The sequence below is a fragment of the Eubacterium sp. MSJ-13 genome (genome assembly GCF_018918235.1).
GTDB lineage: Bacteria > Bacillota > Clostridia > Lachnospirales > Lachnospiraceae > Butyribacter.
Genome location: NZ_JAHLQE010000140.1, coordinates 23,578 through 38,601, shown reverse-complemented (window position 1 = coordinate 38,601; position 15,024 = coordinate 23,578). Strand labels below are relative to the sequence as shown.

Annotated in this window: 14 protein-coding genes; 2 read left to right on the top strand and 12 right to left on the bottom strand. The window is 35.2% G+C overall.

The features are described 5' to 3' along the window. Positions 1-79 precede the first annotated feature (79 nt). From nrdG to KQI69_RS08740, 5 genes are all read right to left on the bottom strand, one after another. On the bottom strand, positions 80-610 hold the full coding sequence (nrdG, locus tag KQI69_RS08760) for an anaerobic ribonucleoside-triphosphate reductase activating protein (RefSeq protein WP_216564999.1): 531 nt from the start codon (positions 608-610) through the stop codon (positions 80-82). A 10-nt stretch (positions 611-620) separates the two neighbouring features. After that, positions 621-2,747, bottom strand: coding sequence for an anaerobic ribonucleoside-triphosphate reductase (nrdD, locus tag KQI69_RS08755; protein WP_216564998.1), 2,127 nt, complete (start codon positions 2,745-2,747; stop codon positions 621-623). A gap of 204 nt (positions 2,748-2,951) precedes the next feature. Beyond that, positions 2,952-3,863 (bottom strand): sigma-70 domain-containing protein, encoded by a 912-nt coding sequence (locus tag KQI69_RS08750; protein ID WP_216564997.1) that lies wholly within the window; start codon positions 3,861-3,863, stop codon positions 2,952-2,954. A 169-nt stretch (positions 3,864-4,032) separates the two neighbouring features. Continuing rightward, a complete protein-coding gene (locus tag KQI69_RS08745) occupies positions 4,033-4,611 on the bottom strand; it encodes a hypothetical protein (protein ID WP_216564996.1) in 579 nt (192 codons plus the stop codon). A gap of 255 nt (positions 4,612-4,866) precedes the next feature. Next, positions 4,867-5,373, bottom strand: a complete 507-nt coding sequence (locus tag KQI69_RS08740; RefSeq protein WP_216564995.1) for a flavin reductase family protein — start codon at positions 5,371-5,373, stop codon at positions 4,867-4,869. 189 nt (positions 5,374-5,562) lie between these two features. Between KQI69_RS08740 and KQI69_RS08735 the strand changes: the two genes are divergently transcribed. Continuing rightward, positions 5,563-6,231 (top strand): PHP domain-containing protein, encoded by a 669-nt coding sequence (locus KQI69_RS08735; RefSeq protein WP_216564994.1) that lies wholly within the window; start codon positions 5,563-5,565, stop codon positions 6,229-6,231. Positions 6,232-6,272: 41 nt separating this feature from the next. Beyond that, a complete protein-coding gene (locus KQI69_RS08730) occupies positions 6,273-7,169 on the top strand; it encodes a YihY/virulence factor BrkB family protein (protein ID WP_216564993.1) in 897 nt (298 codons plus the stop codon). Here KQI69_RS08730 and KQI69_RS08725 read toward each other — a convergent pair. The 7 genes from KQI69_RS08725 to KQI69_RS08695 all read right to left on the bottom strand — a co-directional run bounded on the left by KQI69_RS08725 (position 7,166) and on the right by KQI69_RS08695 (position 14,984). Further along, the gene (locus tag KQI69_RS08725; protein ID WP_216564992.1) at positions 7,166-8,797 is read right to left on the bottom strand and encodes a SpoIID/LytB domain-containing protein; all 1,632 of its coding nucleotides are present in this window, start codon (positions 8,795-8,797) and stop codon (positions 7,166-7,168) included. The genes KQI69_RS08730 and KQI69_RS08725 overlap by 4 nt on opposite strands. A 19-nt stretch (positions 8,798-8,816) precedes the next feature. Next, positions 8,817-9,413, bottom strand: coding sequence for a DUF4340 domain-containing protein (locus tag KQI69_RS08720; protein ID WP_216564991.1), 597 nt, complete (start codon positions 9,411-9,413; stop codon positions 8,817-8,819). 12 nt (positions 9,414-9,425) lie between these two features. Next, the gene (locus KQI69_RS08715; RefSeq protein ID WP_216564990.1) at positions 9,426-10,898 is read right to left on the bottom strand and encodes a Gldg family protein; all 1,473 of its coding nucleotides are present in this window, start codon (positions 10,896-10,898) and stop codon (positions 9,426-9,428) included. A 15-nt stretch (positions 10,899-10,913) separates the two neighbouring features. Beyond that, entirely contained in the window at positions 10,914-11,786 is an 873-nt protein-coding gene (locus KQI69_RS08710; protein WP_216564989.1) for an ABC transporter, read from the bottom strand. Further along, positions 11,786-12,925, bottom strand: a complete 1,140-nt coding sequence (locus tag KQI69_RS08705; RefSeq protein ID WP_216564988.1) for an ABC transporter ATP-binding protein — start codon at positions 12,923-12,925, stop codon at positions 11,786-11,788. Before KQI69_RS08705 ends, KQI69_RS08710 begins: the two co-directional genes overlap by 1 nt. 180 nt (positions 12,926-13,105) lie before the next feature. Beyond that, the gene (locus KQI69_RS08700) at positions 13,106-13,624 is read right to left on the bottom strand and encodes a peptidylprolyl isomerase (RefSeq protein ID WP_216564987.1); all 519 of its coding nucleotides are present in this window, start codon (positions 13,622-13,624) and stop codon (positions 13,106-13,108) included. A 28-nt stretch (positions 13,625-13,652) separates the two neighbouring features. Further along, positions 13,653-14,984, bottom strand: a complete 1,332-nt coding sequence (locus KQI69_RS08695) for a diguanylate cyclase (RefSeq protein ID WP_216564986.1) — start codon at positions 14,982-14,984, stop codon at positions 13,653-13,655. Positions 14,985-15,024: the final 40 nt, after the last annotated feature.

The following is a 15,024-nucleotide window of genomic DNA, read 5'->3' as shown; positions in this document are numbered from 1 at the left end:
CAAAAGCTGCGTAGCAGCGACTGACAGCTTGCTGGCAGGTTTATGAATTGAGGAAATGAAAGGCTGAACTGTTACTATTTTATCCCTTTGGTTCTTCCCATAAAACAATATTTCCACTCTCAAGCGATTCTTTGACCATGATTATCCTCTGGTTTGATGAACCTCTGAACACAAGATTCAGGTCTTTTAATTCAAGTTTAAACTCTCCATCTACCAGTACATCTATGTATGACATGAATTTTTTTGTCACTTCCCAGTTCTTAAGCATATCTTCTTTTATGTCTTTTTCAAAATCATATCCTGTATAACACCATACTGATTTTTCAGGATATTCTCTCTTAACCTTTTCAAGTAATGGTATAAGGGCCTCCTGATTTGTCTTTTCCATCGGATCACCGCCAAGAAGCGTAAACCCTTTTATATAATCAGGTTTAAGATACTCTATTATCTCGTCCTCAGCTTTTTCATCAAAAAGTTTTCCATACTGAAAATCCCATGTTTCCTGATTAAAACACTCCTTACAGTGATGCGTGCATCCACTCACGAACAACGATACCCTTACTCCCGGTCCGTTTGCAACATCTATCCTTTTTATGTCAGCGTAATTCATTGTTATCCCCTTATAAATGAAGCACTCTTGAATTGATTTCCTTAGTCTTTCCGACATTCCAGAAATTTTCTCCAAGATAACCACAGGTTCTTCTTATAACAGTCATTTTGTTCTTGTCTTTGTTGTGACACTGTGGGCACTCCCACTCAAGATCATCGTTTATGATTATCTCTCCGTCATATCCACACACATGACAATAATCTGATTTTGTATTAAACTCAGCGTACTGTATGTTTTCATATATAAATTTAACCACATCTTCAAGTGCTTCAAGATTGTTCCTGAGATTTGGTATCTCTACATATGAGATAGCACCACCTGATGAAATCTTCTGGAACTGGCTCTCAAATTTGAACTTTTCAAATGCATCTATCTTTTCACGAACATCGACATGATATGAATTTGTGTAGTATCCCTTGTCTGTCACATCCTTTATCACACCGAATTTCTTCTTGTCAATTTCAGCGAATCTGTAGCAGAGACTCTCCGCAGGTGTTCCGTAAAGACCGAATCCTATACCTGTCTCAAGTTTCCATGTATCACACGCAAGTCTTAATCTCTGCATAAGTCTGAGTGCAAAGTTTGTTCCTTTTGGGTCTGTATGACTCACTCCCGTCATGAGTTTTGTTGTCTCGTACACACCTATATATCCGAGTGATATTGTCGAATATCCATCATGAAGAAGTTTATCTATAGGCTCATCTTTTCCAAGTCTTGCGATAGCTCCATACTGCCAATGGATAGGACTTACATTTGACAATGTTCCCTCAAGTGCGTGATGTCTTGCCATAAGTGCCTCAAAACAAAGTGCCAATCTTTCTTCAAGCAAGGTCCAGAACTTTTCCTCATCACCCTGAGATATTATCGCTATCTGCGGAAGATTTATGCTGACAACACCCTGGTTAAATCTTCCCTCAAATTTATACTCTCCATTTTCATCTTTCCACGGAGTAAGAAAGCTTCGGCAGCCCATGCATGAAAATACATTTCCTTCATAATTTTCACGCATTTTCTTTGCTGATATATAATCAGGATACATTCTCTTTGCAGAACATTTTACAGCTAATTTTGTAAGATAATCATATTTACCGCCTTTAAGACAATTATGTTCATCGAGCACATATATGAGTTTAGGAAATGCCGGTGTTACATATACTCCCTTTTCATTTTTGATTCCCTCAATTCTCTGATTAAGAATTTCTTCTATTATCATAGCATTTTCTTCAATATATGGATCATCTTTATCAAGATTAAGGAAAAGCGTTACAAAAGGTGACTGACCATTTGTAGTCATAAGTGTATTTATCTGATACTGTATTGTCTGTACACCTGATTTTAATTCATCATGAAGTCTGTCGCTCACAAATTCTTCAAGAATATCCTCAGTTATAGTATCACCATATTTTGCTCTGTAATGTGCTTCATATTTGTCATGACTCTTTCTAAGATACTTTCCAAGATGTCTTATATCAACTGACTGGCCGCCGTACTGACTGCTTGCAACTGCTGATATTATCTGTGTCATAACCGTACATGCAACCTGAAAACTCTTTGGCGTTTCTATAAGTTTTCCGTTCATGACTGTTCCATTTTCAAGCATGTCTCCTATATTTATCAGGCAACAGTTAAATATGCTCTGAAGGAAATAATCCATATCATGAAAATGAAGTATTCCCTCTTCATGTGCTCTGACTATCTTTTCCGGAAGAAGTACACGCTTTGTAAGATCTTTTGAAACCTCACCCGCTATAAGGTCCCTCTGTGTTGAAGCGATATAAGCATTCTTGTTAGAATTTTCTTCCATTACATCTTTATTGCTGTTTTTTATAAGGCTCATAATAGAGTCGTCAGTAGTATTAGCCCTGCGTACCATCTCTCTTGTATATCTGTAGATTATGTACTTCTTAGCAAGCTCGAATTTCCCCTCGCTCATAAGCTTCTGCTCTATCATATCCTGAATATCTTCAACCATCATGTTGTCTACATGCTTATTCTCGATTCCAGCAACGATAGAATCTATCTTTTCTTCGTTTACCTGCTCACTTTTATCTACCTCCGCATTGGCTTTCTGAATTGCAATAACAATCTTATTACGATCATACTCAACTACTCTGCCATCCCTCTTGATTACCTTCATCATATTTCCTCCAATCTAATATAGGTGCGATACATGTTATACACGATCAGACACTATGTTTTATGCATAATGAAACGCCGCATATATATGATGCAGCGTATACATTTGCCAAAACGCAAAAAACATTATATCACCTGAAAGCAAAAATGTCCACAATATATTGTGGACATTTTATACAAAATCACAAAATATTGTGGATACCCTTTATTTTCTAAATCTTACTGCTGTAGTATCGGCTATTCTCTGAGTATCTTTCGACAACCCCATAATTCCTCTTATTTCATCGACAGAAATCTTTGTATATTCAGATAATTCCTCTTTAGTAGGAACTCTGCCCATCTCCTCAGTCATATATTTGGCTGCCTCATTGAGAAGGTTTGTCCTTGCAAGTACAGCGGTCTCCCAGTCTTTGTCAGATGTCATTGTATCAAGTAAAGATTCTATTGCATTTGTCACTTCCATATATATAGTACCATCTATACTTTCAAAAACCGGATTTCCCAAAGTATCTAAAAAATTTTTCTTATTCTGCTCAATAACAGATACCGCTTCAAGCAAACCGACATTCCCTTCTGCTATAAGTTCATCAGTTCCTATAACTTCTTTTTTCACAGCTTCTCTGTCAGAATATTTGTTTGCTATATTTATAACCTGTGTAAGTCTGTTTTCTATAAATTTATTTCTCGCATCCTTATCTCCATTAAGAAACTCAGAAATAATTTTCTTCTCAGCTCTGTCTTCGTAATAATCAAGCTTCCCTATCTCGTCCATATACATTTTACTGTTGTATTCTGCACGTTTTTTTGACAATTCTTTAGAACCGGCATCCGCCTTATCTCCATCAGATTTTTTACCGTCTTCTGACACTTCTTTTTCAGCTTTTTTAGGTTCTGCTGTATCATTCTTTATATCAACAGCCTTCGGAACAAACCTATATCCTTCTATACTGATTCCTGAAAGTGAAAGATAATAATATACCTGTTCAAATTGTTCTTCTGATAAGTCCATATCACTGAGATATTTTTTTATTTCTTCTTTTGTGAGACTATTATTTTGTGAAACTGCAATATTTTTAACAGCTTCCAATTCTTCCATAAACTTTCCCTGGTCTGCCATATAACCTCCTGTCCCTCTCATTTTACGCGAAAAATGGACTGTCATAAAATCTTATTGACAATCCATTTTCCATAATCACTCTTAACCGTTCAGTAAAAGCAATATGTATTATAAAATTTAATTTATCGTTATACTGTTCTTAAAGGTTTCTGCAAATATCTTAAGAAGATTATTTCTTAAATGTAATCTTAAAGCTTACTTTAAGAGTCTTCTTGAATTTTAATTTATTAGGGTCTACAGGATAGTTTGCTTTCTTAGCACCTGTGCCACCTTTTCCATAAACATTGAAGATTTCAAGACGGAACTTATTGTTCTTCTGATCTTCCTCAAGATAACCCTGTTTAAGTTTGTTTGCCTTAACTGCAATGTTCTTGCCATCAACTGCAATCTTAACATCTGAGATCTTAATCTGATTTGGCTTATATGTCTTCATAGCATCTTCTACATCTACGCAGAATACAGCAGCCTTTGTGATGCTCTCTTTTGCTCCGTTGATATCACTTCTCTTAAGAGTCATAGATACATTCTGTGTACCTTTCTTAGCTGTGATTGTCTTTGGTGAATTGTAAGTTCCCTTTGCTGTATCCATATTTGCTGTTACTTTCCACTTCTCATCAGCGAACATAACATATGTCTTAAATTTCTTTGCTGCACTTGCCTTCTGTGTCATTCCTGCGTTTCCTACTACTACCATTGAGAGTGCTAATGCAACTGCAACTCCTTTTTTAGTAAATTTTGAAAGTCTCATAAAATTTTCTCCTCCATTTTGAATATTTTATTTGTAGTATCGTATATCCAAATCTTTAGCCAATATACAATACAACTTTTCACTATAGTTGTCAACAACTTTATTCACATCTTGTTCACATTTCCTATTGTATTTTAAACAAACAAAAGATGATACACAATAAAAATGAAAGCTTTTACCCTAAAAATAAGACATTTAAGTTTTGTTTGAAAAACAACAGTAAAACTATGCTTTATGCATAATATATAATCCAATTTACCTTGCAAGTATCTTAGTTATCTTAGCAATATACATCGTGTGGTAATCCTTGTCTTTATACCATGTATCATCTATTGTACCATCAAGAAAGTCTTTTGGTTCTATCTTCGTCTGGGACATAACCTCACATATAAATACAAGATTTGCATCATCAATATAAGGTACACCGTCACAGTAGTCAACCTGTACCTTTGCAGCTTTCATCTTATCCTCATCACGCCCCGAAACTGAACCAAGGTACTTCATGTCCATGCGGTACTCTTCTCCCGGAAAGCTCAAAGAAAATTTACCTTTTTTGTCAATAAATTCTTTTGTGAATCTGCTCTGTCTGATAAATACAAATACAGAATCTTTTCCCCACATCTCTCCTACTGCCCCCCATGATGCAGTCATGGAATTTGCTTTTTCTTCATCACCTGCCGTAACAAGCATCCAGTCCTTTCCTATTTTTTTAAACGGATTCATATCCATATAATCAATTGAAACTTCCTGAAAACTATGCATTTTAATTCCTCCTAAATTCTTTTTATGTATATATTACCACAAATCTTACTAAAAATATGACTGTTTCACATATTTTATTCTTTTTTTTCATGATTTTTTATAATAGTTGTCTTGTCTGCCGCATAATGCTATACTAATAATCACTATTATGTCAACACTAACTTTTATAATCGGAGGCGAGCAACATAAATGAAAGTTGAAATGCATACACACACAAGTGAAACTAGTCCTTGTGCTCATATAAGTGCAAATGAAATTTTAAAAATGTACAAAGAAGCAGGATACGGTGCTGTTGTCATCACTGACCATTACAGCAAATGGGCAAGCGAAAAAAATGGTGCAAAAACACCTGATGAAGTTACTTTCCATTTTTTAAAAGGATATAGAGCTGCTTTAAAATACGCAAAAAGATATGATATAAATGTATTATTGGGCTGTGAAGTCACTCTTACAGAAAGTCCTAATGACTATCTTTTATATGGTGCAAATGAAAGTTTTTTCTTCAAACATAGTTTCCTGTATAATCTTTCCATCGAAGAATTATCAGAAATATGCCATAATGAGGGAATACTTATAATCCAAGCTCATCCCGGAAGAGCATACTGTGAACCTGTAAACCCAGCTCTTCTCGATGGTGCAGAGGTTTACAATGGCAACCCGAGACATAACAGTAACAATGATAAGACTTACGCCTGGGCTTATGAACATGATCTTATCATGACTTCCGGAAGTGATTTCCATGAAAAAGAGGATCTTGCACATGGTGGAATCATTACAGAAAATGATATAACTACAGAAGAACAACTTATAAAAACACTTTTATCTGGTGACTATAGTCTTATTACCTCTGATGAATAATTTTTTTCTGATTTTAATAAAATATACATATGAGGATTGATATGAACCAGACAAATGATGGCAGGCACGATAAAGAATTAAATTTTTTCAGAAAGATAGTAAGAATCATAAATTATATATATAAAAGCATATCAAAAATTATGTCTTATTTTAAAAAAGCTGCCCTATCTGCATTAGCAGGGCAGGCAGCTTTTTTTATGATGCTTTCCTTTTTTCCATTCTTAATGTTTTTACTATCACTTTTAAGATATACTCCTTTTTCCGAACACACACTTCTCCAACTTACATCGCCATTTGTTCCTGCTTATTTCAGGGAATATCTTGGCAATATGATAGGTGATATATATAATATTCAGGCAAAGGCAATCCTTCCAGCTACAATAATAACTGCCGTATGGCTTGGTTCCAAAGCATTTTTATCACTTATCCAGGGGTTAAATTCCGTTTATGATGTCGATGAGTCGAGGAATTTTATCGTTATAAGATTATATTCATTTTTTTATACTATAATCTTTGCACTGCTCATCGTCATAATGCTTACAGTAATCGTATTTGGAAATAAACTTTACTACTATATAAGACAGCACTTTCCGTTTACCGAAAAACCGCTTGCATCAATTATAAATGTACGTGCCATTTTAAGTCTTATTGTCCTGTTTCTTTTTTTCTGGCTTTTATATGTGATACTGCCAAACAGAAAGACAAAATTTTCAAGACAATTTCCGGGAGCTATCGTAGCAAGTTTTGGCTGGCTTACTTTTTCATATGTCTACTCCTATTATGTAGACAATATAAGCAACTATTCTAAATTTTACGGTGCAATGACTACCGCAGCCCTGCTTATGCTGTGGCTGTACGCATGTATGTATATACTTTTTCTCGGCGGTCTTCTCAATTATATACTTGAAAGATTACATTCCAGACGCACCTCATCTTAATAATCTTTAAGCGTCACTATTTTTACTCCTGAAAAATAGTGGCGTAGTATCTGACTGTAATTAAATCCCTGCTTTGCCATATTTCCTGCACCACTCTGGCTCATTCCTGTTCCATGTCCGAAGCCTCCCCCTGTTATGCTAAATCCTCCTGATGTTTTGTCTATATAAAACGCAGCACTTGGAAGCATAAAATATCCATTCATATTTCCACCATACCGGCGTTTTATTGTTTCATAAACCGGTGCAAGGACTTTTCTTATATTGTATTGATTACAGACTTTGTAGGTATTTTTATTCCCCTTTATAATAATCTCTGATACAATACCACTTTTCTCACGCTTATTTATAATTATATCATTTATTTTTCCGGTTTTAAAAACTGCTTTCTTTTTATACTCCCCATTCTTTGTTTTTGTAAGTACATATGAATTGTTTGACAGATAGCATGAACTCAAAGCAGAATCTATACGATTTCTCAAACTTTTTTCCTTAATTTTGACGGACCACCTATACCATTCCTCTTTGCTATCATATGTATTACATGTATCACTATTTATAAAATTTCTGAATGTTGATTCATTTGAAAGATCATAACCACTTATACCCGTTTTTCTTTTTGACCTCTGTGTTATCTGAAATCTGCTGCCAAGATATGAAATTTTGGATGGTGTATTCCAGACATCCTGACCATCAGCCGTATACCCCCATGATGTTGAAAAATAGTAAGCCGTTATAACATTTCCCGATTTCTTCATAACATCTCCGAAAGTCGCATCAACCGCTTTTCTCGACTTTTCATTTTCAGGAATATTATTGTATACCTGACATGCCACACTGTCATCCACATCGGCACCATATTCCTCATATTTTTTTGCTTTCATCTGGTTATATGCATAACTTCTTGCACATACCGCCTGAGCTTTTAACGCCTCAATATTGTTTCCGGTTGACATTTCACTTGGAATAACAGCATAAAGATACTGTTCTATAGGAAGTGTATTCGTAAGAAGAAGACCTTTTGAGCTGTATTTTACAGTCATTGTCCCACGGTACTGCGGGTGTTCTTCAAGCCTTTTTATATTAAGGACTCTTATTCTTGCCCCGCTGTATGAACCAATAATAATTTTTTTCCCTTTTAACTTTTTATCTGACGCTTTAAATTCAACTTTCTTTCCTGCAGGATAACTTTTTGTCTTATTACCTGTCTTTACATAAAAACTTTTTGAAGAAGTTACCTTTATATTCTGGTGAAACATATCTGAAAAATCACTGTTTGTTATAAGCACACGTATAGGTTTACTTGACTCAGGAGCTGCCGCAATATGCACCGTTTTTGTTTTTGTCTTCGCCTTCTTTTTAACCTTCTTTTTCTGTACTTTCTTTTTTGATGTTGCTTTTACTTTCTTTTCTGGCTCTTTTGTAACTGCCGGCGTGACATCATCCGCTTTATCTTCTTTTACATCTGTCTTTTCATTTAAAACCGCAGTATCATCCTTTTTTCTATCTCCAAAATATCCCTCCATATAAGCCTGCAATACTATGCAGACAAAAACCATGATGCTTATCACAGCTATTATGATAAGCATCTGTTTTTTATTGTCTGTTTTTCCTTTATTATTCTTTTTCATCTTTTCCATTCCCATCTTATTATTTTGCTGATTCTGTCGGAGCGGCTGTTGCCTTGGCTTCAGCTTTTAATTCTTTTTTTGTAGTCTCAAAGTCTGAAGTAAATGATGATTCTATCATATAAATCTTTTTAGAGTCATCATCTATATACGCATAGCGTCCTTCTCCCGCAACAGATTCATTCCCTACTGTCAACATCTTTGTGTTGCCATTCTTATCTGTAATATCGACCTGTAAAACCGGTTCTTTAAGCCCGTACTGTGACAGTTCAGTACAATCATCTGTCACGGTACTTGTAGCAGATATCTTTTTAACATCATCTATCAGCGTCTTTACTTTACTCTGTTCAAGACTGTACTTTGCATCATCTTTCAATGCCCATTTATTGTTCTTTTTTACAAAAGTAAGCTCAGACTTGCTGTTTTTAAAGTGAAAAGATTCAATATCAGTATCTTTTATAGAATACAACTGTATATTATTTGCCGCTTCTTCTTCCTTTTCACTATTATCCTTATACTTTGTAACAGCAAAAAAACTGATAACTAATGCTATTAGAAGAACACATAATCCAACAATTGTCAATGACTGCCTTCTTTTTTTTGACAATCTTTTGTCCATATTACCCCTCCTTTACTTCTTTCTTCTGCTCATCCAGATTATAAATCCAGTAACAAGAAGCCCAACAGGTATTATTATGATGATTACAGTTGCCCATAAAATCTGTGTTCCCTGTGTAAGTGAGATATAAGAATATGAAAGACTCTTTGCACTTATCGAAGTCTCCTCAACATCTGAATCAGACAGCGACTTGACAGCATTTGTAAATAATGAACCATTGTCAAACTGATTTGTCGATATCACATCATCAGAGAAAGCATACGCTGATGCAAAAACAACAAGCTTCGTGCTCTTGTCATCATCAATCTTATCAGTTACAGATACTCCTATATCAAAAGGTCCATCGATATCCCCTTTCTCTTTAGCTGCTTTTCCTGACGAAGTATCAAGCTTAAGATATGACCCTTTTGATGTTGTCATAAGTTCTGTTACTGTGAGTGATTTTCTCATATTTTTACTTGAAAGCTTTGAAATTCCAACAGGTGATGGCATTACCACAACTCCTGTAATATCAGATGTTATATCGTCAGAAGAAGCCACAGTAGGGATAACAGAATTCACATAGTTATAGTAGTTTCCCTGTGTCTCACATACCGAACCTATCTGCTCATTAAGACCATAATATTTAAGTAATTCTTTTAAATTTGGCGTATCCTTTGTCCCATACTGAAGATTTATTACAGCATTTCCGCCCTTCTTCATGTAATCAAGAATCTTATTTTTTTCTTCCTTACTTATATCCTTTGTTGCTCCATTTATAAGAAGTATATCACAATCTGAAGGTACTTTATCCTCAGAATAAAGTGTAAGTTCCTCTGTTTCTATATTCATCTTACTAAATGAAGTTGACATTGTTGTTCCTACTTCAAGTTCATCATGACCCTGAAGAATATACATCTTAGTCTTTTTCTCTGCAAGAACGCTCTGTATCGCAGATGTTATCTTTCCTTCAACATCAAGGTACTGTGTCTGTGAATATGTTGAATAATCCGTGTTTGTATAAAACATATCAGTATTCTGCACATATGCCGAACTCTTCGTTGAATCATTCACAACTATAACATCATTTTGTGCAACAGAACCAGCTTCACTATCTGACAGATATTTACTTGCAAATCCTGGATTTACAACAGGGTCTACTTTTTTTATCTTTACTTTTGATGATACCTTAGGATACTGTTTAAGAACCTTTTCAATATATTCCGTTTCTTTGCCATCCGTAACAAGATAGTAAAGGGTAATATCATTCTTTGCAGACTTTAATGCCTTTTTAGTATCTTTTGATAATGTAAATAAACTATTTGAACTCAAGTCAGTTGACAGATCAAGCTTTCCAAATACAAGATTTACAACAACTACTATCGCTATCACCAAAACAGTGATAAACGAACTATATGCTCCTGATTTAAACTTTCTATTTGTAAATGATCTTTTTATTCCTGCGGAGCCATTTTTTATTTTAACTTTCTTTAATCCTTCACTCATTTTACTGCTCCTTTCTTAATTAAAATTAAAACGCTTTTTCTTGATCATCTGAATCGTGAGGAATACAAACAAGAATGCTATCGAAACATAATAAACTATCGCATCATAATTTAATATTCCAAGACTAAAATCGTCATATCTTGTAGACAATGCGAGCGTATTTAATATATTTGTGAGCAGACTTTCATATATCGAAGACTTTACTGCATAAATTATCCATATTGCTGCCTCTCCAATAACTGCCATCATGATAAGTACAGTTATATTATTCATCATATGATAAAAAACAAGACATATGACAAGCCATAATACTGCTATCATAACACACTGTGATATAGCCTCTGTGGGAAGAAGACTTGTAATATTACTTAAAAGAAATGTAAGAAGAAGTGTGATAAAACTTACAACAGATGCGATTACCTGACTTTCCGTAAGTGATGAGATAAAAAGACCTATCGCTATCGTTGATGCACCTAAAAGGTAAAATCCTATAATACTGCTGTATGCCGGTGCAAGCCTTACATCTGTTCCATACATATGTATGATAAGCGGATATATACATATAGGAATAAATGCACATGAAAATAATGTCATAACGGCAAGATATTTACCGACTATTATCTTTCCAAGAGATATCGGTGCCGTATAAAGAAGCTGGTCTGTTTTCTGTCTGTTTTCTTCTGCAACTATACGCATCGTAAGTATCGGTATAAGCAGAACATACATAAATGAAATTCCGCCCAGTGTCACCTCAAAGTTTCCAAGTCCGCTTGAGAGATTGTAAGCCCATGTATATATACCTATGATAACGAGAAAGAACGCAAGGAACACAAAACCTATCATAGAATTAAAATATTGTCTCAACTCTTTTTTATATATTGCAAGCATTATTTTTCCTCTCCTTCCATATCAGAGTCTGTATCATCACTCATGTTTTTGCTGTCTTTTTCCACAGCCGGTCTTTCCGCCTCTAAAACTTTATCTGTATTGTTGGTTTCCAACTCAATATTTTCATCAGATATACTATTATCTTCTGATTTCTTTTCACTCTTCAATTTTTTGAATTTTCTGCCGCCATACTGTTTTGAACCGCCCCTTGTAAGTGCAAGGAATGCATCTTCAAGTGATGTATCAAGTTTATTCATCTCGATAAGCGGACACTCTGCTTTTGCAAGTGCATAGAAAAGTTCGACTCTTATATCCTCATCTTCGGCACAGTAAATTGTAAGACCTGTCGTATCTTTTTCATTTTCCTTTTCATTGTCATAAGATACATTCTTAATACCTGAAACAGTTCTAAGTGCCTCTTTGATTTTTGTCTTATCACCTTTTACAACAATGTGAACACCATTTGTATCAACCATTTTCTTTGTAATGTTTTCCGGTGTATCTTTTGTTATCATCTTTCCTTCATTTATAATGATTATCTCATCACATACAGCACTTATCTCCTGCATGATATGGGAACTTAAAAGAACAGTATGATTTTTACTCAGCTCTCTTATAAGCTCACGCATCTCTATTATCTGACTCGGGTCAAGACCTACCGTAGGCTCATCAAGGATTAGTATATCGGGATTGCCCATCATTGCCCCCGCAAGACCTACTCTCTGCTTATAACCTTTAGATAAATGCTTTATAAGTCTTTCAGAAACATCAAGAGTCTTTGTCTTTGACATTATCTTGTGTACTTCAATATCTCTTTCCTTTTTAGGAACTCTTTTAAGTTCTGCAACAAAAGAAAGATATTCCCTTACTTTTAAATCCGGATAAAGCGGTGGTATCTCCGGAAGATATCCTATATTCTCCTTTGCAAGTTCAGGCTCATCCATTATATCAATACCGTCAATAAGAACCTCTCCTTCTGTCGGTGCAATATAACCTGTTATCATATTCATAGTTGTTGACTTTCCGGCACCGTTAGGACCAAGAAAACCGACAACTTTTCCTGTTTCAACAGTAAATGAAAGATCGTTTACCGCAGCATGTGTACCATACTTTTTAACGAGATTTTTTACTTCAATCACTGTATATACCTCCTGTTTTTAATATACAAAAGAGAATAACATAAGAATGTCAAGATTTTGTGAACACAACATCAAATTTAAAAATTTGATGTCAGCAAAATCTGCATTTTGCTCCTTCAAGAACGAAAAAAGCCATATCTTTTCAGACATGACTCTTTTGCTTACTGTTTTATGATATTTTTAGCATTTTTCAGGTTCAGGATATTCTTCCCCGTCTGTGTCTACTGTTACTTTTATTATCATCTGGGGTTCTAATGGTGCATCGGAATAGTCTGTCTCGGTTTCTGCTATAGCATTGACTGTGTCCATTCCGTCTGTCACTTTACCGAATGCTGCATACTGTCCGTCAAGATGTGGTGCATCCTTATGCATGATAAAGAACTGTGAACCTGCTGAATCAGGCATCATTGAGCGTGCCATTGAAAGTACTCCGGCTGTATGTTTAAGATTATTTTCTACACCATTTATCGCGAACTCACCTTTAATGGAATAACCCGGTCCGCCTGTTCCTACTCCATCAGGATCTCCACCCTGAATCATAAATCCCTTTATGACTCTGTGAAAGATAAGACCGTCATAAAAGCCTTTGTTTATGAGCGAAATAAAATTGTTTACCGTATTAGGTGCTATCTCTGGATAAAGCTCTGCTGTTATCGTTCCTGCTGTTGTCTCAAATGTAACTATTGGATTTTTTGCCATTTTTGTTTTCCTTCCTCTCAAAAAATTTTTAATTTTCTAATATTCTCTGCTGTTCTTCTTTTATGTATTCATGAATACGGCGTTTTAATGTAGGTGCTTCAAGAGGAGCAAACAGTATATCATTGACGATATCTGAAAGAACCGCATATCGTATCTGTTCCATACTTCCCTCTTTGCATATCGCAACTATCGGATGCTGTGTCACCCATTCTTCTTTTTTGACCAACTCCCAGAGTTCACTGCCTGAATCAGATAACTCAGATACATCAATATATATCATGGCAATCTCATTGTCCTCCTGAACAACATGCTGCCTTATATCCTCCAAACCTGACACGATATTTATCTGTACTGAACTTGGAAGTGCAAATTCCAAAGTGCTCGCAGTGTTTCGTGAATCTGACCATAAAAGCACTTTACGGTTTCTATCTAAAATGTCATATTCAACACCATGAACGCTGAAACATGCTTTTCCTGCCTTTTTTGATATATATAATGCCTGATCTGACTTTGCAAACAGCTCAGCAAATGAATTGTCCTCCGGCTCTGAAAATGCAATTCCCATACTAACTGAAATATTTTCAGGAATCGTAAGATTCTCTTTCTTCTTAAAAATCTCAACAAGCTGCTGCGCCTTTTCTGTAACAACCTGTTCATTTGGTATATCACGCATCAAAACTACAAATTCATCGCCACCTATACGGCCTATGATATCAGTACTTCTGAACAGTGAAGACAGCACTCCTGCAACAACACTTATGATGTGGTCACCTACCTTATGCCCCAATATATCATTTACTGATTTAAAATTATCTATATCTATGACCATAAGTGCATGCTTCTTTTCATCAGACTCGCATAATATCTCAGTGACCATCTCTTCTGTTGTAACTTTGTTGAACAGATGCGTCATCTCATCTATCTGAGATTTTATTCTCCATGAATTCTGTTCCTCTAAAACCTCTTTCAAATGCCTTACAGCCCCAAGCGTATTGTTTATACGCGAAACGGCAATTCTTGCATCAACAGGCTTTATGATAAAATCATCCGCACCAAGTTCAAACGCCTGCGTCTGAAAAGAAATATCATCACTTGTAGTAAGTACGATAACAGGAATATTTCTAAACTCAGGATTTTTCTGCCTGCGTCTCAATACTTCAAAACCGTCTATTCCCGGCATTACCAGATCAAGTAAAACAATGTCTATGGCTTCACTTTTCTTTTTGATTATCTCTAAACATTCTGCTCCATCAGTTGCCTCGATAATCTCAAAATTATCTGATAAAGTTTCCCTAAGAACTACCCGCTGAAATTTTGAATCGTCTACAATCAATAAATTTTCCTTCTTTTGTAATTCCATACTTCAAAATCTCCTATAAATCATTTTCTGTCTCATAATA

Bases quoted from the DNA above. Each gene is read 5' to 3' on its own strand.
- nrdD (WP_216564998.1), bottom strand. From the start codon at position 2,747: ATGAAGGTAATCAAGAGGGATGGCAGAGTAGTTGAGTATGATCGTAAT.
- KQI69_RS08720 (WP_216564991.1), bottom strand. From the start codon at position 9,413: ATGGACAAAAGATTGTCAAAAAAAAGAAGGCAGTCATTGACAATTGTT.
- KQI69_RS08735 (WP_216564994.1), top strand. From the start codon at position 5,563: ATGAAAGTTGAAATGCATACACACACAAGTGAAACTAGTCCTTGTGCT.
- KQI69_RS08700 (WP_216564987.1), bottom strand. From the start codon at position 13,624: ATGGCAAAAAATCCAATAGTTACATTTGAGACAACAGCAGGAACGATA.
- nrdG (WP_216564999.1), bottom strand. From the start codon at position 610: ATGAATTACGCTGACATAAAAAGGATAGATGTTGCAAACGGACCGGGA.
- KQI69_RS08715 (WP_216564990.1), bottom strand. From the start codon at position 10,898: ATGAGTGAAGGATTAAAGAAAGTTAAAATAAAAAATGGCTCCGCAGGA.
- KQI69_RS08745 (WP_216564996.1), bottom strand. From the start codon at position 4,611: ATGAGACTTTCAAAATTTACTAAAAAAGGAGTTGCAGTTGCATTAGCA.
- KQI69_RS08730 (WP_216564993.1), top strand. From the start codon at position 6,273: ATGAACCAGACAAATGATGGCAGGCACGATAAAGAATTAAATTTTTTC.
- KQI69_RS08695 (WP_216564986.1), bottom strand. From the start codon at position 14,984: ATGGAATTACAAAAGAAGGAAAATTTATTGATTGTAGACGATTCAAAA.
- KQI69_RS08740 (WP_216564995.1), bottom strand. From the start codon at position 5,373: ATGCATAGTTTTCAGGAAGTTTCAATTGATTATATGGATATGAATCCG.
- KQI69_RS08725 (WP_216564992.1), bottom strand. From the start codon at position 8,797: ATGAAAAAGAATAATAAAGGAAAAACAGACAATAAAAAACAGATGCTT.
- KQI69_RS08750 (WP_216564997.1), bottom strand. From the start codon at position 3,863: ATGGCAGACCAGGGAAAGTTTATGGAAGAATTGGAAGCTGTTAAAAAT.
- KQI69_RS08710 (WP_216564989.1), bottom strand. From the start codon at position 11,786: ATGCTTGCAATATATAAAAAAGAGTTGAGACAATATTTTAATTCTATG.